16 protein-coding genes are annotated in these 19,882 nt (G+C 62.2%); 5 read left to right on the forward strand and 11 right to left on the reverse strand.

What is annotated here, in order from left to right; translation table 11 throughout:
- The first annotated feature begins 1 nt into the window (after position 1).
- The 3 genes from emhB (at position 2) to IB249_RS05050 (ending at position 6,085) form a co-directional block, all read left to right on the forward strand.
- Entirely contained in the window at positions 2 to 3,166 is a 3,165-nt protein-coding gene (emhB, locus tag IB249_RS05040) for an efflux RND transporter permease subunit EmhB (protein ID WP_192302392.1), read from the forward strand.
- The gene (emhC, locus tag IB249_RS05045) at positions 3,163 to 4,623 is read left to right on the forward strand and encodes an efflux RND transporter outer membrane subunit EmhC (protein ID WP_192302393.1); all 1,461 of its coding nucleotides are present in this window, start codon (positions 3,163 to 3,165) and stop codon (positions 4,621 to 4,623) included. The genes emhB and emhC overlap by 4 nt, the downstream gene beginning before the upstream one ends.
- Positions 4,624 to 4,825: 202 nt before the next feature.
- Positions 4,826 to 6,085: an OprD family porin gene (locus tag IB249_RS05050; RefSeq protein WP_192302394.1), complete on the forward strand. Its 1,260-nt coding sequence runs from the start codon at positions 4,826 to 4,828 to the stop codon at positions 6,083 to 6,085.
- A 112-nt stretch (positions 6,086 to 6,197) separates the two neighbouring features.
- On the opposite strand, the gene pcaC is transcribed toward IB249_RS05050, so the two are convergent.
- The 11 genes from pcaC to pcaR form a co-directional block, all read right to left on the reverse strand.
- Positions 6,198 to 6,590, reverse strand: coding sequence for a 4-carboxymuconolactone decarboxylase (pcaC, locus tag IB249_RS05055; protein ID WP_192302395.1), 393 nt, complete (start codon positions 6,588 to 6,590; stop codon positions 6,198 to 6,200).
- Between the two features lie 10 nt (positions 6,591 to 6,600).
- Entirely contained in the window at positions 6,601 to 7,392 is a 792-nt protein-coding gene (pcaD, locus tag IB249_RS05060) for a 3-oxoadipate enol-lactonase (RefSeq protein ID WP_192302396.1), read from the reverse strand.
- Positions 7,393 to 7,403: 11 nt separating this feature from the next.
- Positions 7,404 to 8,768, reverse strand: a complete 1,365-nt coding sequence (locus IB249_RS05065) for a 3-carboxy-cis,cis-muconate cycloisomerase (protein WP_192302397.1) — start codon at positions 8,766 to 8,768, stop codon at positions 7,404 to 7,406.
- A 45-nt stretch (positions 8,769 to 8,813) separates the two neighbouring features.
- Positions 8,814 to 10,118: an MFS family transporter gene (locus tag IB249_RS05070; RefSeq protein WP_192302398.1), complete on the reverse strand. Its 1,305-nt coding sequence runs from the start codon at positions 10,116 to 10,118 to the stop codon at positions 8,814 to 8,816.
- Between the two features lie 132 nt (positions 10,119 to 10,250).
- Positions 10,251 to 10,817, reverse strand: coding sequence for a protocatechuate 3,4-dioxygenase subunit alpha (pcaG, locus tag IB249_RS05075; RefSeq protein WP_192302399.1), 567 nt, complete (start codon positions 10,815 to 10,817; stop codon positions 10,251 to 10,253).
- Position 10,818: 1 nt separating this feature from the next.
- On the reverse strand, positions 10,819 to 11,523 hold the full coding sequence (pcaH, locus tag IB249_RS05080; RefSeq protein ID WP_192302400.1) for a protocatechuate 3,4-dioxygenase subunit beta: 705 nt from the start codon (positions 11,521 to 11,523) through the stop codon (positions 10,819 to 10,821).
- A gap of 35 nt (positions 11,524 to 11,558) precedes the next feature.
- Positions 11,559 to 12,764 carry a 3-oxoadipyl-CoA thiolase gene (gene pcaF / locus IB249_RS05085; RefSeq protein ID WP_192302401.1) on the reverse strand — a complete coding sequence of 402 codons (1,206 nt, stop codon included), beginning with the start codon at positions 12,762 to 12,764 and terminating at the stop codon, positions 11,559 to 11,561.
- The gene (locus tag IB249_RS05090) at positions 12,761 to 13,540 is read right to left on the reverse strand and encodes a CoA-transferase subunit beta (protein ID WP_192302402.1); all 780 of its coding nucleotides are present in this window, start codon (positions 13,538 to 13,540) and stop codon (positions 12,761 to 12,763) included. The genes pcaF and IB249_RS05090 overlap by 4 nt, the downstream gene beginning before the upstream one ends.
- Positions 13,540 to 14,397, reverse strand: a complete 858-nt coding sequence (locus IB249_RS05095) for a CoA transferase subunit A (RefSeq protein WP_192302403.1) — start codon at positions 14,395 to 14,397, stop codon at positions 13,540 to 13,542. Before IB249_RS05095 ends, IB249_RS05090 begins: the two co-directional genes overlap by 1 nt.
- A 280-nt stretch (positions 14,398 to 14,677) precedes the next feature.
- Positions 14,678 to 16,024: an MFS transporter gene (locus IB249_RS05100; RefSeq protein ID WP_192302404.1), complete on the reverse strand. Its 1,347-nt coding sequence runs from the start codon at positions 16,022 to 16,024 to the stop codon at positions 14,678 to 14,680.
- 140 nt (positions 16,025 to 16,164) lie between these two features.
- On the reverse strand, positions 16,165 to 17,007 hold the full coding sequence (pcaR, locus tag IB249_RS05105; protein WP_192302405.1) for a pca regulon transcriptional regulator PcaR: 843 nt from the start codon (positions 17,005 to 17,007) through the stop codon (positions 16,165 to 16,167).
- A 670-nt stretch (positions 17,008 to 17,677) separates the two neighbouring features.
- Between pcaR and IB249_RS05110 the strand changes: the two genes are divergently transcribed.
- Positions 17,678 to 17,878: a hypothetical protein gene (locus IB249_RS05110; RefSeq protein ID WP_192302406.1), complete on the forward strand. Its 201-nt coding sequence runs from the start codon at positions 17,678 to 17,680 to the stop codon at positions 17,876 to 17,878.
- 374 nt (positions 17,879 to 18,252) lie between these two features.
- Entirely contained in the window at positions 18,253 to 19,728 is a 1,476-nt protein-coding gene (locus IB249_RS05115; protein WP_192302407.1) for an inorganic phosphate transporter, read from the forward strand.
- Positions 19,729 to 19,882 lie beyond the last annotated feature (154 nt).

The raw sequence follows: 19,882 nt of genomic DNA on the forward strand, positions 1-19,882 counted from the left end.
CATGTCGAAATTCTTTATCGAACGACCGATTTTCGCCTGGGTGATTGCCCTGGTGATCATGCTGGTCGGCGCTCTGTCGATCCTCAAGTTACCGATCAACCAGTACCCGAGCATCGCCCCTCCGGCCATCGCCATCTCGGTGACCTACCCAGGTGCCTCTGCACAAACCGTGCAGGACACCGTGGTGCAGGTCATCGAGCAGCAGCTCAACGGGATCGACAACCTGCGTTATGTGTCCTCGGAAAGTAACTCCGACGGCACCATGACCATCACCGCGACCTTCGAGCAAGGCACCAACTCCGATACCGCCCAGGTCCAGGTGCAGAACAAGCTGAACCTGGCCACCCCGCTGCTGCCGCAAGAAGTGCAGCAACAGGGTATCCGCGTGACCAAGGCGGTGAAGAACTTCCTGCTGGTGATCGGCGTGGTATCGCGCGACGGCAGCATGACCAAGGACGACCTGTCCAACTACATCGTGTCCAACATGCAGGACCCGATTTCGCGGACCGCCGGTGTCGGTGACTTCCAGGTGTTCGGTTCCCAGTACGCCATGCGCATCTGGCTCGATCCGGCCAAGTTGAACAAATTCAACCTGACCCCGATCGACGTCAAGACCGCCATCGCGGCGCAGAACGTCCAGGTGTCGTCCGGCCAGCTCGGCGGCTTGCCTGCCCTGCCCGGCACCCAGTTGAACGCGACGATCATCGGCAAGACCCGCCTGCAGACCGCCGAGCAGTTCGACAAGATCCTGCTCAAGGTCAACAAGGACGGTTCCCAGGTCCGCCTCAAGGACGTCGCTGACGTCGGCCTGGGCGGCGAGAACTACAGCATCAATGCCCAGTTCAACGGCGCGCCGGCCTCCGGTCTCGCGGTCAAGCTGGCCAACGGCGCCAACGCCCTCGACACGGCGAAAGCCCTGCGCACCACCATCAACAACCTGAAGCCGTTCTTCCCGCAAGGGATGGAAGTGGTATTCCCGTACGACACCACCCCGGTGGTGACCGAATCGATCAAGGGCGTGGTTGAAACCCTGGTCGAAGCGGTCGTGCTGGTGTTCCTGGTGATGTTCCTGTTCCTGCAGAACTTCCGCGCCACCGTCATCACCACGATGACCGTGCCCGTGGTACTGCTGGGTACATTCGGGATCCTCGCGGCAGCCGGTTTCAGCATCAACACCCTGACCATGTTCGGCATGGTGCTGGCCATCGGCTTGCTGGTGGACGACGCCATCGTCGTGGTGGAAAACGTCGAGCGGGTGATGAGCGAGGAAGGCCTGTCACCCAAGGAAGCGACGAAGAAATCCATGGGCCAGATCCAGGGCGCCCTGGTCGGTATTGCCCTGGTGCTGTCGGCAGTGTTGCTGCCCATGGCGTTCTTCGGTGGTTCCACCGGTGTGATCTACAAGCAGTTCTCCATCACCATCGTCTCGGCCATGGCCCTGTCGGTCCTGGTGGCGCTGATCTTCACCCCGGCCCTGTGTGCCACCATGCTCAAGCCGATTCCCAAAGGCGAGCATGGCACGCCAAAACGCGGCTTCTTTGGCTGGTTCAACCGTAATTTCGATCGCAGCGTGCAAAGCTACGAGCGTGGCGTGGGCAATATCCTGCGTCACAAGGCGCCGTACCTGCTCGCCTACCTGATCATTTTCATCGGCATGATCTGGCTGTTCCTGCGCATCCCGTCCTCGTTCCTCCCCGAGGAAGACCAGGGCGTACTGTTTGCCCAGGTACAGACACCGGCCGGCTCCACGTCCCAACGCACGCAAGTGGTCGTGGACCAGATGCGTGAATACCTGCTGCGTCCGGCCAAGGACGGCGGTGAAGGCGATGCGGTGAACTCGGTGTTTACCGTGACCGGCTTCAACTTCGCCGGCCGTGGCCAGAGCTCGGGCATGGCGTTCATCATGATGAAGCCGTGGGACGAGCGTAACGCCGATAACAGCGTGTTCAAGGTCGCTGCCCGTGCCCAACAGCACTTCTTCACCTTCCGTGACGCCATGGTGTTCGCCTTTGCTCCGCCAGCCGTACTGGAGTTGGGTAACGCCACCGGTTTCGACGTGTTCCTGCAGGATCGCGCCGGCCTGGGCCACGAGAAGCTGATGGAGGCGCGCAACCAGTTCCTCGGCATGGCCGCGCAAAGCAAGGTGCTGGCGCAGGTGCGTCCGAACGGTCTGAACGACGAACCGCAATACCAGCTGGAAATCGATGACGAGAAGGCCAGTGCCCTGGGCATTACCATCGCCGACATCAACAACACCCTGTCGATTGCGCTGGGCAGTAGCTACGTCAACGACTTCATCGACCGTGGTCGGGTGAAGAAGGTGTACGTGCAAGGCCAGCCGGACTCGCGGATGAGCCCCGAAGACCTGCAGAAGTGGTACGTGCGCAACAGCGCGGGGACCATGGTGCCGTTCTCGGCGTTCGCCAAGGGTGAGTGGATCTACGGTTCGCCGAAGCTGTCGCGCTACAACGGCGTGGAAGCGGTGGAAATCCTCGGCGCCCCGGCACCGGGTTACTCCACGGGTGAAGCCATGGCCGAAGTCGAGGCCCTCGCCAAGAAACTGCCGGCCGGCGTCGGTATTTCCTGGACCGGCCTGTCCTATGAAGAACGCCTGGCAGGTTCGCAGGCACCGGCGCTGTTCGCCCTGTCGTTGCTGATGGTGTTCCTGTGCCTGGCGGCGCTGTACGAAAGCTGGTCGATTCCGATCGCGGTGGTGCTGGTGGTACCGTTGGGGATCATCGGCGCCCTGCTGGCCACCAGCCTGCGCGGCCTGTCCAACGACGTGTACTTCCTGGTGGGCCTGTTGACGACCATCGGTCTGGCGGCGAAAAACGCCATCCTGATCGTCGAGTTCGCCAAGGAACTGCATGAGCAAGGGCGCAGCCTGAGCGAAGCCGCGATCGAAGCCTGCCGCATGCGTCTGCGCCCGATCATCATGACCTCGCTGGCGTTTATCCTCGGCGTTGTACCGTTGGCGATTTCCACCGGTGCGGGTTCGGGTAGTCAACATGCGATCGGTACCGTGGTAATTGGCGGTATGATCACCGCCACCGTACTGGCGATCTTCTGGGTCCCGTTGTTCTTCGTCGCCGTATCGTCCATGGGCCAGCGCAAGATTGCCGACCAGGACGATGCACATGAACCTTCCAAAGAGGCTGGCCAATGAGCAAGTCGCTACTCTCCATCGCAGTCGCCGCCTTCGTGCTGAGCGGCTGCTCGCTGATCCCTGACTACCAGCAGCCGCAAGCGCCGGTGGCAGCCCAGTACCCGCAGGGTCCGGCGTATTCGCCGGCCCAGGCACCTGCCCAGTCGGCCGCAGAGCAAGGCTGGAAGCAGTTTTTCCATGACCCGGCCCTGCAGCAGATGATCCAGGTCGCCCTGGAGAACAACCGTGACCTGCGTGTCGCGGCGCTGAACATCGATGCGTTCGCCGCGCAGTACCGCATCCAGCGTGCCGACCTGTACCCGGCCATTTCGGCCAACGGTACCGGCAGCCGCCAGCGGGTTCCGGCGGATGCCTCGCAGACCGGCCAGGCCGGGATCACCAGTTCCTACTCCGCCACCGTCGGCATCAGTGCCTATGAACTCGACCTGTTCGGTCGGGTTCGCAGCCTGAGCGAAGAAGCGCTGCAAAGATACTTCGCCACCGAAGAAGGCCGTCGCAGCACGCAGATCAGTCTGGTGGCCAGCGTGGCCAATGCCTACCTGACCTGGCAGGCCGACAAGGAACTGCTCAAGCTGACCCAGGACACCCTCGGTGCCTTCGAGGAGAGCTACAAGCTCACCTCGCGCAGCAACGAAGTGGGGGTCGCCTCGGCGCTGGACCTGGCGCAGTCGCGGACCTCGGTGGAAAACGCCCGTGCGCAACTGGCCCGTTACACCCGCCAGGTCGCCCAGGATGAAAACAGCCTGGTGCTGCTGCTCGGCACCGGCATCCCGGCCAATCTGCAAGCCGCCAAGCCGCTGTCCGACGATCTGCTGAGCGATGTTCCGCCCGGCTTGCCGTCGGACCTGCTGCAACGCCGTCCGGACATCCTGCAGGCCGAATACAACCTGAAAGCGGCCAACGCCAACATTGGCGCGGCACGTGCGGCGTTCTTCCCGAGCATTAGCCTGACCGCCAACGCCGGGACCCTCAGCCCCGACCTGTCGGGCCTGTTCAAGGGCGGTTCGGGCACCTGGCTGTTCCAGCCGCAGATCAACCTGCCGATCTTCAACGCCGGCAGCCTGCGCGCCAGCCTGGATTATTCGAAAATCCAGAAGGACATCGGCGTGGCGAACTACGAGAAGTCCATTCAAACGGCCTTCCAGGAAGTCGCCGACGGCCTGGCCGCGCGCCAGACCTACACCGAGCAGTTGCAGGCGCAACGTGATTTCGTCAGTGCCAACCAGGACTACTACCGCCTGGCCGAGCGTCGTTATCGCATTGGGGTCGACAGCAACCTGACCTTCCTCGATGCCCAGCGTCAGCTGTTCAGCGCCCAACAGGCACTGATCACCGACCGCCTGGCACAGCTGACCAGTGCCGTGAACCTGTACAAGGCACTGGGCGGCGGCTGGAACGAGCAGACGGCAAAGGTCGAACCGCTGAAGGAAGAAGCGCCGAAGATGCGATTGTTCTGAGCAAAGCCCTAAACACGAAGCCCACCTTTTGGTGGGCTTTTTGTTGGCTGCGGGAAATGTTGTTGTCTGCTCGCGATTCGGCCCGCGCGCCACCTCAAACTGGGTTCGATAATCGCCCAGAACCCGTTTTTGACAATTGAACCATTTAGTTCATTCCACGCACCATCCGTCGCACAAAACCAATAACAACAGGTTCGACGCCATGACCCGTTCCACCCCACAGTATGTGTTTTCCAGTCTGATCGCCCTCGCCCTGAGCGGCGGCGCCCTGCCCTCCTCTGCCGAAGAGGCGGGTTTCGTCGAAGGTGCCAGGGTCAACCTGAACCTGCGCAACTTCTACATCAACCGCAACTTCACCAACCCCAGCAAAACCCAGGGCAAGGCTGAAGAGTGGACGCAAAGTTTCATCCTCGACGCCCGGTCCGGGTTTACCCAGGGCACGGTCGGGTTCGGCATGGACGTGCTGGGCCTGTACTCGGTGAAGCTCGATGGCGGCAAAGGCACCGGGGGCACGCAACTGCTGCCGCTGGACCACGATGGCCGTCCGGCGGACAACTTCGGTCGCACCAACGTGGCGTTCAAAGCCAAGTTGTCGCAGACCGAAGTGAAGGTCGGCGAATGGATGCCGGTGCTGCCGATCCTGCGTTCGGACGATGGCCGCTCGTTGCCGCAGACTTTTCGCGGCGGCCAGGTCACGTCGAAGGAAATCGCCGGCCTGACGCTCTACGGTGGTCAGTTCCGGCAGAACAGCCCGCGTGACGACAGCAGCATGAGCGACCTGTCGATGACCGGCAAAGCCGCGTTCACCTCGGACCGCTTCAACTTCCAGGGCGGCGAATACCTGTTCAACGAAAAACGCACGCAGGTTGCGTTGTGGAATGCCCAACTCAAGGACATCTACAGCCAGCAATTCCTCAACCTGACCCACAGCCAGCCCGTCGGCGACTGGACCCTGGGCGCCAACCTCGGCTATTTCTACGGCAAGGAGGACGGCAGCGCCCGGGCCGGTGACCTGGACAACAAGACCTGGTCGGCCCTGCTCTCGGCCAAGTACGGCGGCCACACCTTCTACGTCGGCCTGCAAAAGCTCACCGGCGACAGCGCCTGGATGCGCGTCAATGGCACCAGCGGCGGCACACTGGCCAACGACAGCTACAACGCCAGCTACGACAACGCCAGGGAGAAATCCTGGCAGGTGCGTCATGACTACAACTTCGTGGCGCTGGGCATTCCCGGCCTGACCCTGATGAATCGCTACATCAGCGGCGATAACGTGCACACCGGCACGATCACCGACGGCAAGGAATGGGGACGGGAATCGGAACTGGGCTACACCGTGCAGAGCGGCGCGCTGAAAGACCTGAACCTGAAGTGGCGCAACTCGACGATGCGCCGGGATTTCAGCAACAACGAGTTTGATGAGAACCGGTTGATTGTCAGCTATCCGATCAGTTTGCTGTAGATCTTGCTACCACTATTGCCGGCAAGCCGGTCTCGCTCCCACAAGAGATCATCGACCTGTGGGAGCGAGCCTGCTCGCGATGAAGTCAGCCCCCACACATCGGTGTCAGGATCTACTCCCGCGACTCGACCCCCAACTCATCCCAGACCAACTCGGCCAGGTGGAACGTCGCATTGGCCGCCGGAATGCCGCAGTAGATCGCGCTCTGCATGATCACTTCCTTGATTTCGCCACGGCTGACGCCATTGTTGGCGGCGGCGCGCAGGTGCAGCTTGAGTTCACCCTCGCGGTTCATGCCGATCAGCATGGCGATGGTGATCAGGCTACGGGTATGGCGCGGCAAGCCCGGACGGGTCCAGATGTCACCCCAGGCGTGGCGGGTGATCATTTCCTGGAACTCCGAGTTGAACTCGGTCAGCGTGGTCAGGCTGCGGTCGACATGGGCGTCGCCGAGCACGGCGCGACGCACGTTCATGCCCTCGTCGTAACGTTGTTTCTCGTCCACAACAATCCCCTTAATCGGCCAACAGGAAGGCCAGCACCCGCGCGCTGAAATCAGCCCCGGCCTGGACATTGGACAGGTGCGCGGCATAAAACTCGGCGTACTCGGCGCCCGGCACGCGCTCCTCGATGAAGTGCCCACCGGACGGAGGCGTAACGGCGTCTTCAGTGCCGGCGATGACCAGCAGCGGCACCTTGATCGACGACAATTGCTCACGCAAATCGGCATCGCGCACGGCCGCGCAATTGGCGGCATAACCTTGCGGCGACGTGGCCGCGAGCATGTCGGTGATCTGCTTCGCCGCCGCCGGATTGGCCTGGGCAAAGTCCGGGGTGAACCAGCGCGCAATCGATGCATCGCGCAGCGCAACCATGGCGGCCGCGCCGTCGCGCAGCACGGTTTCGATCCGGGGGTTCCAGATCGACGGATCGCCGATCTTCGCCGCGGTGTTGCACACCACCAGTTTGTTCAGGCGCTGTCCGGCGTTGATCCCCAGCCACTGGCCAATCAGGCCGCCCATCGACAGACCACAGAAATGCACCCGTTCGATGTTCAACGCGTCCAGCAGCGCCAACACATCGGCGCCCAGTTGCTCGATGCTGTACGGCCCCGGTGTGACCAGCGACTGGCCGTGGCCACGGGTGTCGAAACGCAGCACGCGAAAGTGCCGGGTGAAGTCAGCCATCTGCGCATCCCACATGTGCAGGTTGGTGCCCAGCGAGTTGGACAGCACCAGCACCGGCGCCTCCACCGGCCCATCGAGTTGGTAATGCAGTTCGCCCTCGGCGAGTTGTACGAAAGCCACAGCAATCTCCTTCAGGCAGTCAACGCGGAATGTTCAGCCACCGCACGCTCGACCCAGACCTGGGCCTGACCGAGGTAGTGGGCGGGGTCCAGCAGGTCATCGAGCTCAGCCGCCGACAGTTCGGCAGTCACTTGCGGCTCGTCGCCGAGCACGGCGCGCAGGTGTCGTTGTTCGGCCACGGCGCGCTTGCAGCATTGCTCCAGCAGGTGGTGCGCGGTGTCGCGCCCGACGCGCTGGGCGAGGACGATGCTCACCGCTTCGGCCAGGACCAGGCCCCGGGTCAGGTCGAGGTTGCGCGCCATGCGCTCGGCGTCCACTTCCAGACCGGCCGCGAGCAACAGCGCCTGCTTGAGACTGCCGGACACCAGGCAGCAAATCTCCGGCAAGGTTTCCCACTCGGCGTGCCACAGGCCCAGGCTGCGTTCGTGCTCTTGCGGCATGGCGCTGAACAGGGTCGAGAGCAAGCCGGGCACCCGCGTCGCGGCGCCGATCAGCACCGCCGCCCCCACCGGGTTGCGTTTGTGCGGCATGGTCGAGGAACCACCCTTGCCCGGTGCCGAAGGTTCGAACACTTCGCCGGCTTCGGTCTGCATCAGCAGGCTGATGTCGCGTCCCAGTTTGCCGAGGCTGCCGGCGATCAAGCCCAGCACCGAGGCGAATTCCACCAGGCGATCGCGCTGGGTGTGCCAAGGCTGCTCCGGCAGGCTCAACCGCAACTCGTCCGCCAGCGCCTGGGCAACCGGCATGGCCTTCTCGCCCAGGGCCGCCAAGGTGCCGGACGCGCCGCCGAATTGCAGCACCAGCAGACGTGGCCTGAGCGCTTGCAGGCGTTGCCGGCTGCGGGTGACGGCACCCAGCCAGCCAGCGATCTTCATGCCCAGGGTGACCGGCGTCGCATGCTGCAACCAGGTGCGCCCGGCCAGCGGTGTGGCAACAAAGCGCGCGGCTTGCGTCGCCAGGGTTTCGCCCAGTTGCGCCAGATCGGCTTCGATCAGTTCCAGCGCACGACGCAGTTGCAGCACCAGGCCGGTGTCCATCACATCCTGGCTGGTCGCACCCAGGTGCACATAACGCTCGGCGTCGGCATCGCTGGCCGCAATCCGCTTGCCCAAGGCTTTCACCAACGGAATCGCCGAATTGCCCGCCGTGGCAATCGCCTCGCCAAGGGCGGCAAAGTCGTACTGCCCGGCCTGGCACGCAGCGTCGATGGACGCCACCGCCGCGTGCGGAATCAACCCGACCCGCGCCTCGGCCCGGGCCAGTGCCGATTCGAAATCGAGCATGGCCTGAACCCGGCCCTGATCGCAGAACACCTCACGCATATCGCGGGCAGTGAAATAGGCATCGAACAATTGATTGCCCGGTCGCTGGTTCATAAACAGTCCTTGAAAGCGTGGGCCGCAGCGGCCCACGCAGATGGATCAAAGGTCGTGGTGCAGGTACTTCGCCTGTTTCGGCAGGCGCAGGCTGAACAGGAATGCCACCGCCATCATCACCGTAACGTACCAGTAGAACGAGTTTTCCATGCCCCCGGCCTTCAGGCTCAGCGCGACGTACTCCGCCGAGCCGCCGAAGATCGCGTTGGCCACCGCATACGCCAGGCCAACACCCAGGGCGCGCACCTCGGGCGGAAACATCTCGGCTTTCACCAGGCCGCTGATCGAGGTGTAGAAACTGACGATGGCCAGCGCCAAAGTGATCAGCACGAAAGCCAGGAACGGGCTGCTGATGCCTTTCAGGGTCAACAGAATCGGTACGGTAAACAACGTGCCGAGGGCGCCGAACCAGAGCATCGAGTTACGCCGGCCGATCTTGTCGGCGAGCATGCCGAAAAACGGCTGCATGCACATATAGAGGAACAGCGCGCCGGTCATGATGTAACTGGCGGTCTTGGCGTGCATGCCGGCGGTGTTCACCAGGTATTTCTGCATGTACGTGGTGAAGGTGTAGAAAATCAGCGAGCCACCGGCGGTGTAGCCCAACACGGTGATGAACGCGGCCTTGTGGTCACGGAACAGCGCCATGATGCTGCCGGCGTCCTTGTTCTCGCGCATCTCCTTGCTGGTGGTTTCCTTGAGCGAGCGACGCAGAAACAGCGAAATCAACGCAGCCACCGCACCGACAACGAACGGAATCCGCCAACCGTAGGCACGCAACTCATCTTCGTTGAGAAACTGTTGCAGGATCACCACCAGCAACACCGCCAGTAGTTGCCCGCCGATCAGCGTCACATACTGGAAGGAAGCGAAGAATCCGCGCTGGCCCTTGAGGGCCACTTCGCTCATGTAGGTGGCGGTGGTGCCGTACTCGCCGCCCACGGACAGGCCCTGGAGCAAACGGGCGAACAGCAGCAGGACCGGGGCCCAGACGCCGATGTCCTGGTAGGTCGGCAGGCAGGCGATGAGCAGGGAGCCGAAGCACATCATCAGAATCGAAATCAGCATCGAATTCTTGCGCCCGTGCTTGTCGGCGACACGGCCGAAAATCCAGCCGCCAATCGGTCGCATCAGGAACCCGGCGGCGAACACGCCGGCCGTGTTCACCAATTGCACCGTCGGGTTGTCCGAGGGGAAAAACGCCGGGGCGAAATAGATCGCGCAGAAGGCATAGACGTAAAAGTCGAACCATTCGACGAGGTTGCCCGACGAAGCACCGACAATCGCAAAAATCCGTTTGCTGCGCTCTTCGCCGGTGTAGTGCGCTGTAGTAGCGGAGGGAATGGTCATTGTTGTTTCACTCTTTGGGGACAGTGAAAGTCTAGACATACTTTGCAACAGTCCCGTTCCACAGATGGCTCAGCACCTACATTCCCTTGTGGGAGCGCTTGCCCGCTCCACAAGGCAATGTGCGGCGTTCGATCAATAATCGAAAAACACCGTCTCGGCCTCGGTCCCCTGCAACACCACATTCCACTGATAAACGCCGCTCGCATCCGGCTTCGCCAGCAGCGTGCCGCGACGTTCGGCAGGTACGCACTCCAGCAACGGATCGTTCACGTTGGCCGGTTCGCCCTCGAAGTAAATCCGCGTCAGCAAGTGCTTCACCAGGCCACGGGCGAACACGAGCACCACCAGGTGCGGCGCCTGGGTCGAGCCCTTCAGGCCTTCGACCGTCCCCGGCTTGATCGTGGTAAAGCGGAAGCGCCCTTCGGCGTCCACCGGAATCCGGCCAAAGCCTTCGAAGTGCGGGTCCAGGGGTTTGTCCTGATCGTCTTCGGGATGGTCGTACTTGCCGGCGGCGTTGGCCTGCCAGACTTCGAGCATCGCGTCGTTGACGATGTCGCCATTGCCATCGACGACTTGCCCGGTGATCGCCACGCGTTGGCCCAGGGTCTGTTCGACGGTCAGGTTTTCACGGTTCAGCCAGGTCAGGCCAATGTGGTAATACGGCCCGACGGTGTGGGACGTGGTCGCAGTCAGGGTCATCTTATTTCTCCATCGGCGTGGCGTCGCGGCCGCGCAGGACAATGTCCCAACGATAACCGAGGGCGTAGGAAGGAATGGTTTTTTCCAGGTCGAACCGGGCGATCAAGCGCTCCTTGGCGCTGGTATCCGGTACGCAGTTGTAGATCGGGTCGTACGCCAGCAGTGGATCGCCGGGGAAATACATCTGCGTCACCAGGCGGGTCAGGATGCTCGGCCCGAACAGCGAGAAATGGATATGCGCCGGGCGCCACGCGTTGTGGTGGTTGCCCCACGGGTAAGCGCCGGGCTTGATCGTCTGGAACTGATACCAGCCATCGGCGTCGGTCACGGTGCGACCCGTGCCGGTGAAGTTCGGGTCCAGCGGCGCATCGTGCAGGTCACGGGCATGGGCGTAGCGACCGGCGGCGTTGGCCTGCCAGATTTCCACCAGGATGCCCGGGACCGGCAGGCCGTTTTCATCCAGCACACGGCCGTGAATGATGATGCGCTCGCCCTGAGGTTGCCCCTCGTGCTGGGCGGTCAGGTCATTGTCCTTGTCGTTGATGCGTTCGGCACCGACGGTTGGCCCGGTGATTTCCGACAATGAATGGGGCAGAAACACCAACGGCTTGGACGGCGAGCGCAGGTTGGTGGATTGGTAAGCCGGGTGCAGGTATTCCGGCTGGGTGCCTTCCTGCGGGCGGCGATAACCAGGCTTGTCAGACATTTCGCTTTCCTCTGTTCTTGTTAGTCCGCTGGGCGTCAAACGCGCTCGATGGCCAGGGCCAGGCCTTGGCCCACTCCGACGCACATGGTCGCCAGGCCTTTCTTGCCACCGGTTTTTTCCAGTTGATGCAGCGCCGTCAGCACCAGACGCGCACCACTCATGCCCAACGGATGCCCCAGGGCAATGGCGCCGCCGTTCGGGTTGACCTGGGGTGCGTCATCGGCGATCCCCAGTTCGCGCAGCACGGCCAGGCCCTGGCTGGCGAAGGCTTCGTTGAGTTCGATGACGTCGAAATCGCTGACCGCCACACCCAGGCGCTCGGTCAGCTTGCGCACCGCTGGCACAGGGCCGACGCCCATCACCCGTGGCGCCACACCGGCACTGGCCATGCCCAGCACTTTTGCGCGAGCGGTCAGGCCGTGTTTTTTCACCGCATCGGCCGAGGCCAGAATCAACGCCGCCGCGCCATCGTTCACACCCGACGCGTTGCCGGCGGTGACGGTTTTGTCGGGACCGTTGACCGGTTTCAGTTTGGTCAGCGCTTCCAGTGTCGTGTCGGCGCGAGGATGTTCGTCCTGGTTGACCACGGTTTCACCCTTTTTGTGGGCAATACGCACTTCCACGATTTCTTCAGCAAAATAGCCAGCAGCCTGGGCGGCTGCGGTGCGCTGCTGGCTGCGCAGGGCAAACGCGTCCTGATCGGCGCGGGACACCCGGTAATCGTCCGCGACGTTGTCAGCGGTCTGCGGCATCGCATCCACACCGTATTGGGCTTTCATCAACGGATTGATGAAGCGCCAGCCGATGGTGGTGTCTTCCAGTTTCATGTTGCGCGAAAACGCCGCGTCCGCCTTGCCCATCACGAACGGTGCGCGGGACATCGACTCGACGCCACCGGCAATCGCCAGTTCCATCTCGCCACTGGCGATGGCGCGAAACGCCGTGCCGATGGCATCCATGCCCGAGGCGCAAAGGCGATTGAGGGTCACCCCTGGAATGGTTTCCGGCAGACCCGCCAGCAGCAGCGCCATGCGCGCCACGTTACGGTTGTCTTCGCCGGCCTGGTTGGCGCAGCCGAGGAACACCTCGTCCACTGCCGTCCAGTCCACGGACGGGTTACGCGTCATCAGCGCCTTGATCGGCACGGCGGCCAGGTCGTCGGCGCGGACGGTCGACAGGCCACCGCCGAAACGGCCGATGGGGGTGCGAATCGCATCGCAGATATAAACGTCGCGCATCACGCTTCTCCGGGAGCTTGGCCGTGGGCGGCTGCGGTGCGGGCTTCCAGATCACGCAGTGCCTGCAATTCGACCGCGGTCGGTTCGTCGGTGACCAGGACCGTTTCGGCGAAACGGATCGGCCAGCCGGTGGCGGCGCTCACCTGCTCGCGCGTCACGCCCGGGTGCAGCGCGGTGACCACGAATTCGTGGGTGCCCGCCTCCGGCTCCATGATGCACAGGTCCGTGATGATGCCCACCGGGCCGGCACCCGGCAGCCCCAGGCGTTTGCGCGAATCACCGCCCTCGCCATGGCCGACCGAGGTGATGAAGTCGAGTTTGTCGACGAAGGACCGCGCCGACTGCTTGAGGATGATCAGCACGCTCTTGGCCGAACCGGCGATCTCCGGCGCACCGCCAGCGCCCGGCAGGCGGACTTTCGGCTGATGGTAGTCGCCCACCACCGTGGTGTTGATATTGCCGAAACGGTCGACTTGGGCGGCGCCGAGAAAACCGACGTCGATACGCCCGCCCTGCAACCAGTAGCGAAAGATCTCACCGGTCGGGACCACGGTATCGGCAGTTTCCGCCAGCTCACCGTCACCGATCGACAGTGGCAATACGCTTGGTTTGGCGCCAATCGGGCCCGATTCGTAGATCAGGACCACGTCCGGCGAGGACGTCAGGCGCGCCAGGTTGGCGGCTTTGGAGGGCAGGCCGATGCCGACGAAGCACACCGAACCGTTCTTCAGGCGACGGGCAGCGGCGACGGTCATCATTTCATTGGTGGTGTAAGTCATTACTTCGCCTCCGAAGCAGCGGCCAGCTTGGCCTGGAACTCGCTGAAGTCAGCGCAGCCATGGATGTATTCGTTGATCCACGCGGTGAAGGTTTCACGGTCGCGGGCAATCGGATCCCAGGCCTGGTAGAAACGGTTGTCGCGCTCGTTGTAGCCGTGGGCGTAGGACGGATGCGCACCACCGGGGACGTGGCAGACCGCGCTCAGGGCCCAGGTCGGCAATACACAGGCATTCATCGGGGCCTTGAGGTCGTCGACGATTTCCTCGACGGTGACGATGCAGCGCTTGGCCGCCAGCGCGGCTTCTTTCTGCACGCCGAGAATGCCCCACAGCAGCACGTTGCCCTTGCGGTCGGCCTTCTGTGCGTGGATCACGGTGACGTCGGGGCGCACCGAAGGCACCGCCGCCAGCACTTCGCCGGTGAACGGGCACGTCACCGATTTGATCAGCGGGTTGACCTTCGGCAAATCGGAACCGGCGTAGGCACGCAGCACCGCGAATGGCAGGCCCGAAGCGCCGGCGACGTAGGCATTGGCCAGGTCGGCGTGGCTGTGTTCCTCGATTTCCAGCGCGTGCGGCCATTGCTTCTCGACGGCATCCCGCAGGCGGTGCAGGGAGCCGACACCCGGATTGCCGCCCCAGGAAAAAATCAGCTTGCGAGCACAACCGGCGCCGATCAACTGATCGTAGATCAGGTCAGGTGTCATCCGAACCAGCGTCAGATCTTTCTTGCCCTGACGAATGATTTCGTGACCTGCCGCCGTAGGGATCAGGTGAGTGAAGCCTTCGAGCGCGACGGTATCGCCGTCGTTGACGAATTGCTTCACCGCGTCGTGCAGCGAAAGGATTTCAGCCATGGGGCAGGCTCCCGATTTGTTTGAACCGACAGTGGATGAACAAGGCGCGATGCGCGCGCCGGATGACTGAAGGGTAAGCCTGGGGAATACCCCAAACAATCCGATAATCGACTAAGTGTTCGTTTATCGAACAGATTGTTGTCTTGCTAATCATCCTGATTGAGCACCGCGCCGCCTGCTTTCGCGAGCAAGCCCGCTCCCACACTTGGAATGCATTCCCCTGTGGGAGCGGGCTTGCTCGCGAAGGCCGCGACTCGGTATTACTGCCCCCCGGGCAGCTTCAAGTCGCATCCGCATGGCTGACCTTGCCCTTGATCAACACCGCCGCCGTCGCCAGCGCCGCCGGAATCACCAGCGCCGTCAGCACTTGTTCGAAGTTCCAGCCCAATCCGAGCAAGGTCGCGCCCATCCACGCCCCGAGAATCGCGCCGAACCGGCCGATCCCGAGCATCCACGAGACCCCGGTCGCCCGCCCCTGGGTCGGGTAAAACCGCGCCGCCAGGGACGGCATCGCCGATTGCGCGCCGTTGACACACATCCCCGCCACCAGCACCAGCGTTGCCAACAGCGTGATGCTGCCCAGGCTCTGCCCTACTGCGTAGGCAAACACCCCGGCCAGCAGGTAGAAAGTCCCGATGACCTTGTGTGGATTGAACCGGTCCATCGCCCAGCCCACGCCCACCGCGCTCAAGACGCCGCCGAACTGGAACAGCGCACCGATGAACGCGGCCTGCTCCATGCTCGCGCCGCTGTCACGCATCAGCGTCGGCAACCAACTGGTCAGCAGGTAGACAATCACCAAGCCCATGAAATAGGTGAGCCACAACAGCAGGGTGCCGGCGCTGTAGGTCCCGGAAAAGATCACCGCGAAAACATTGCGCGCCTTCACGGTCCGCTGTTCCGGCACGCTGAAACTGGCGGCCTGGGCGACTGTGTTGGGGTCGATCGGTGCCAGCGCCTTGCGCACTTTGTCGTTGCCACGGTTGCGCACCACCAGATAACGCGCCGACTCCGGCAACCACAACAGCAGGACGACCGCGAGGATCAACGGCAGAATGCCGCCCAACAGCAGCAGGCTGTGCCAACCGAACGCCGGAATCAGCTTGGCGGACATGAACCCGCCGCCGGCCATGCCAAGGTTGAAGCCGCAGAACATGCTGGTCACCAGCAGGGACTTCTTGCGCTCGGGGGTGTACTCGGCCAGCAGCGTCGTGGCATTGGGCATCCCGGCGCCGAGACCCAGGCCGGTGAGGAAACGCAGCACCAGCAACTGATCGACGTTGCTGCTGTAGGCCGAGGCCAGGCTGAAGGCGCCGAACACCAGCACTGCGCCCACCAGGACGACTTTTCGCCCGAAGCGGTCAGCCAGCGGGCCGGAACCCAGTGCGCCGAAGACCATGCCGATCAACGCTGCACTCATCACCGGGCCGAGGCTCGCACGATCGATGCCCCAGTCCTGGGACAGGGCCGGCGCGATGAAACCCATGGCCGCCGTGTCGAGGCCATCGAGAAAGACAATCAGGAAACACAGGATCACCACCCGCCACTGATAGCGCGAGATGGGTTGAGCATTGATGAAGGACTGCACATCGAGGCAGTTCCCTACAACGGACTGAGGCTGGTTCATTATTTTTATTCCACGCAAGAACGCAGTCGGACAGGAGCCAGCGCAGGCTGGCGCTGCCGCGACATTAGAGATCCGGGTGGAACACCGTCAATTCGATAAACGCAAGTCTGTGCGGTTATCGAACAGCTTAGCCGAACAACCTACGCAAACAGCTGGGCGCTGAGGTTGCGGCTGGCCGCGAGCAGCCCCGGCAGGAAACGCTGTTCCAGCTCGCTGCGGCTGACCCGCCCGGCATGGGTGCTGACATTGAGTGCCGCCACCACCTGCCCGGAGGCGTCATACACCGGTACGGCAATCGAACGCAGGCCCTGTTCCAGTTCCTGGTCGACGATGCACCAGCCTTGCTGCCGCACTTGCTGCAGGCATTCGAGCAGCGCCTCGGGGGTATGCAGGGTGCGGCTGGTCTTGGCTTGCAGGTCGGCATGGTCGAGGTATTCGCGCAGCGAGGTATCGTCCAGCGCCGCGAGCAGGATCCTGCCCATGGAGGTGCAATAGGCCGGCAGGCGCCCGCCCACCGAGAGGTCGACGGAAATCAGGCGCTGGGTGGTGGCCGAACGGGCGATGTACAAAATGTCATCGCCTTCCAGCGTGGCCATGTTGCACGCCTCGTGGAGCTGTTCGCTCATGCGGTCCAGGTAAGGTTGTGCCGACACCGCCAGCGGGGTCGAAGACAGGTAGGCATGGCCGAGGGTCAGCACTTTGGGCAACAGCGAGTAGGTGCGCCCGTCGGTGGTGGCGTAGCCGAGCTTGATCAGGGTGTGCAGGCAACGTCGCACCGCAGCGCGGGGAATTTCCGTACGGTGGCTGATCTGGGCGATGGTCAGGTGCCGTTTGCGCTCCTGGAAGGCGTGCACCACGGCCAGGCCACGGGCCAGGGACGTCATGAAGTCCGGATCGCCGGTCAGGGCCTGGATCCGCTTGGCGGGCGACGCGACAATCGGCGGCGCTACTGAAGCGAAGGAGTTGCGCAGTTGATCGTTCATATCAGGTCCTTTTCCCACACGGATCGGCGTCGGCTATTACAAGCGGCTCGGTATCGCTCACACAAGCTACAGACAGTCATGATTGGGCGATTATCGAACCGGCAATCGATAATCGCAAATTCCCGTCCTTTGAAGACGGCCGCCGTTCTGCCAGGCTTCGTCGTCCCTTACATGCTTTTTATTTGCGCTTGAGCCTTGAGTAAAATACCCCTGTCTAATACCTGAACTTATTCGACTTAATGGCGCCAGAAAGACATCGCTGCCTAATCGACGTAAAAAGTTGCAAGTAATTAAGCCCATCACACATCAAGATCCATTTTTAACTCTTTGCCGATAGTGTTCCGCAAATCGACCGCTATAATGCGAATCAGTGGCGACTGGTTTTTCTGATTGGCCGGTTTCGCCACCGGTAACGCGATGTTCAGTCGTTGTTGCCCGAAGCAGCGCCTGACGCTCATCGCAAAATGCGCAGGCAGTGCGCTCGCTAAACAGGAAACTGATGCTACGTCAGCTGTTTTGCTCTGGTGCCGTGGCCGCCTGCAACATGGAAGTATTGATCGCCGTGTCATGAACGATGCCTTCGCGGGCACTGTTTTTTCGCCGTGTGCGGTCGATACATTGGATGCAGCGCGATTTACCAGAATCCATCTCAACCCATACAGGTAGCACTGTGACGAAAGACGAACTGCGCGCCGAATTAGAGCGCCAGGAACAACGTTACAAGGAAGTTTACGGCGGGGAAGTCACCACTTACGCCGCCCAGCCCGAACCGGAACGCAAACCCTGGCGTAAACGCGCCACCGTTCAGGATCAGGCCTTTACCCAGGAACTGCAGAAGATGGAAAAGGAACTCAGAGCCGAAGAGCCATGAGCCTGGCGGTCTGAATCCTTTCAGGGCCTGCGTCTGCAACCGCTAAAAGCGGATGCACCGATGTTGCCATTCGCGCCCGCTACGAGCGGGCAGCGGTCACCTCATCCATCTGATGAGAAAATGGCTCATGTCTGGCCCCCTTCTCAGATATTTCATACAAGTCTTTACGCGGATCGTGATTGCGCGCGGAGCCCTTGTGCCTGGGTGCTTTGCGATGAAATTCAAGCACTTGCAACCCCCTGGAAAGGACCCGATCCCGGGGTATTGCTGCAGGATAATTCAATGAAGAATGTTACCGATGAGCAGCTAGTGCATCGATTACCCGTGTTTTCTGGCATAATCGCGCCCCCTTATGACCGGGTCAGAAAACCTTCATGATCGATTTATTCAGCGGACTGGATGCTTGGGTGCTTGTGAGCCTCTTGCTCGCCCTCACCTTTGTCCTCGCGTTCGAGTTCATCAACGGCTTTCATGACACCGCTAACGCGGTTGCCACCGTTATCTACACCAAAGCCATGCCGCCGCATCTGGCCGTGTTCTTTTCCGGTGTATTCAATTTCCTTGGCGTACTGCTGGGCGGTGTCGGCGTGGCGTACGCCATCGTCCACCTGCTGCCGGTAGAGCTGCTGATCAATGTGAACACCGGTCACGGCCTGGCGATGGTGTTCTCGTTGCTGGCCGCGGCCATCGCCTGGAACCTGGGCACCTGGTACTTCGGGATCCCGGCCTCCAGCTCCCATACGCTGATCGGCTCGATCCTCGGGGTCGGCCTGGCCAATGCCCTGATCAATGAAATTCCGCTGGCCGATGGCGTGAACTGGCAGAAAGCCATTGATATCGGGGCCTCCCTGGTGTTCTCGCCCATGGCGGGCTTTGTGATCGCGGCGCTGATATTGCTGGGTCTCAAATGGTGGCGCCCGCTGTCGAAAATGCACAAGACGCCGGAACAGCGCCGCAAAATCGACGACAAGAAGCACCCACCGTTCTGGAATCGTCTTGTGCTGGTGATCTCGGCCATGGCCGTGAGCTTCGTGCACGGTTCCAACGACGGCCAGAAAGGCATCGGCCTGATCATGCTGGTGCTGATCGGTATCGTCCCGGCACAGTTCGTGCTCGACCTGGGCAGCACCACCTACCAGATCGAACGCACCCGCGACGCCACTCTGCACCTGAGCCAGTTCTACAAGCGCAACGGCGACACCCTGGGTGAGTTCCTGGCGCTGGGCAAAAGCGTCGAAGGCGACCTGCCGGAGAAATTCCGCTGCAACCCGCAGCAGACCGAACCGACCATCAGCGCCCTGCTCGACACCCTCAAGGGCGTCGCCGACTACCACTCGCTGCCGTCGGAAAGCCGTATCGAAGTGCGTCGCTACCTGCTTTGCCTGGATGACACGGCCAAGAAGGTCAGCAAGCTGCCGGGCCTGGCCCCTCGTGAAAAGGCTGACCTGGACAAACTGCGCAAGGACCTGACCGCCACCACCGAATACGCACCGTTCTGGGTGATTCTCGCGGTGGCCCTGGCCCTGGGCCTGGGCACCATGGTCGGCTGGAAGCGCGTGGTACTGACCATTGGCGAGAAAATCGGCAAGCAAGGCATGACCTATTCCCAGGGCATGTCGGCACAGATCACCACCGCGAGCCTGATCGGCATGGCCAACATCTTCAGCCTGCCGGTGTCCACCACCCACGTCCTGTCATCGGGCGTGGCCGGCACGATGGTCGCCAACAAGGCCGGCCTGCAGAGCGGCACCGTGAAAACCATCCTGCTGGCCTGGGTCCTGACCCTGCCCGCCACCGTGGCCCTGTCGGCCGGCCTGTTCTGGCTGGCATCGAAGGCGCTGGGTAGCTGATTCATCGTTGCAACGAAAAAGGCGCGTTCCGAGAGGTTCGCGCCTTTTTTATTTGCATCCCGACCACTTGCCGGGGATTGATCCGCTTTTCAACAGGCAAAAAAAAGGGCAACCGAAGTTGCCCAAAATGCCTTGCGTGCTCATTGCCTCCAGA

It is taken from the genome of Pseudomonas sp. PDM04 (assembly GCF_014851765.1).
Classification (GTDB): Bacteria; Pseudomonadota; Gammaproteobacteria; order Pseudomonadales; family Pseudomonadaceae; genus Aquipseudomonas.

Bases quoted from the DNA above. Each gene is read 5' to 3' on its own strand.
- emhB (WP_192302392.1), top strand. From the start codon at position 2: ATGTCGAAATTCTTTATCGAACGACCGATTTTCGCCTGGGTGATTGCC.
- emhC (WP_192302393.1), top strand. From the start codon at position 3,163: ATGAGCAAGTCGCTACTCTCCATCGCAGTCGCCGCCTTCGTGCTGAGC.
- IB249_RS05050 (WP_192302394.1), top strand. From the start codon at position 4,826: ATGACCCGTTCCACCCCACAGTATGTGTTTTCCAGTCTGATCGCCCTC.
- IB249_RS05065 (WP_192302397.1), bottom strand. From the start codon at position 8,768: ATGAACCAGCGACCGGGCAATCAATTGTTCGATGCCTATTTCACTGCC.
- IB249_RS05070 (WP_192302398.1), bottom strand. From the start codon at position 10,118: ATGACCATTCCCTCCGCTACTACAGCGCACTACACCGGCGAAGAGCGC.
- pcaG (WP_192302399.1), bottom strand. From the start codon at position 10,817: ATGACCCTGACTGCGACCACGTCCCACACCGTCGGGCCGTATTACCAC.
- pcaH (WP_192302400.1), bottom strand. From the start codon at position 11,523: ATGTCTGACAAGCCTGGTTATCGCCGCCCGCAGGAAGGCACCCAGCCG.
- IB249_RS05090 (WP_192302402.1), bottom strand. From the start codon at position 13,540: ATGACTTACACCACCAATGAAATGATGACCGTCGCCGCTGCCCGTCGC.
- IB249_RS05095 (WP_192302403.1), bottom strand. From the start codon at position 14,397: ATGGCTGAAATCCTTTCGCTGCACGACGCGGTGAAGCAATTCGTCAAC.
- IB249_RS05100 (WP_192302404.1), bottom strand. From the start codon at position 16,024: ATGAACCAGCCTCAGTCCGTTGTAGGGAACTGCCTCGATGTGCAGTCC.
- pcaR (WP_192302405.1), bottom strand. From the start codon at position 17,007: ATGAACGATCAACTGCGCAACTCCTTCGCTTCAGTAGCGCCGCCGATT.
- IB249_RS05115 (WP_192302407.1), top strand. From the start codon at position 18,253: ATGATCGATTTATTCAGCGGACTGGATGCTTGGGTGCTTGTGAGCCTC.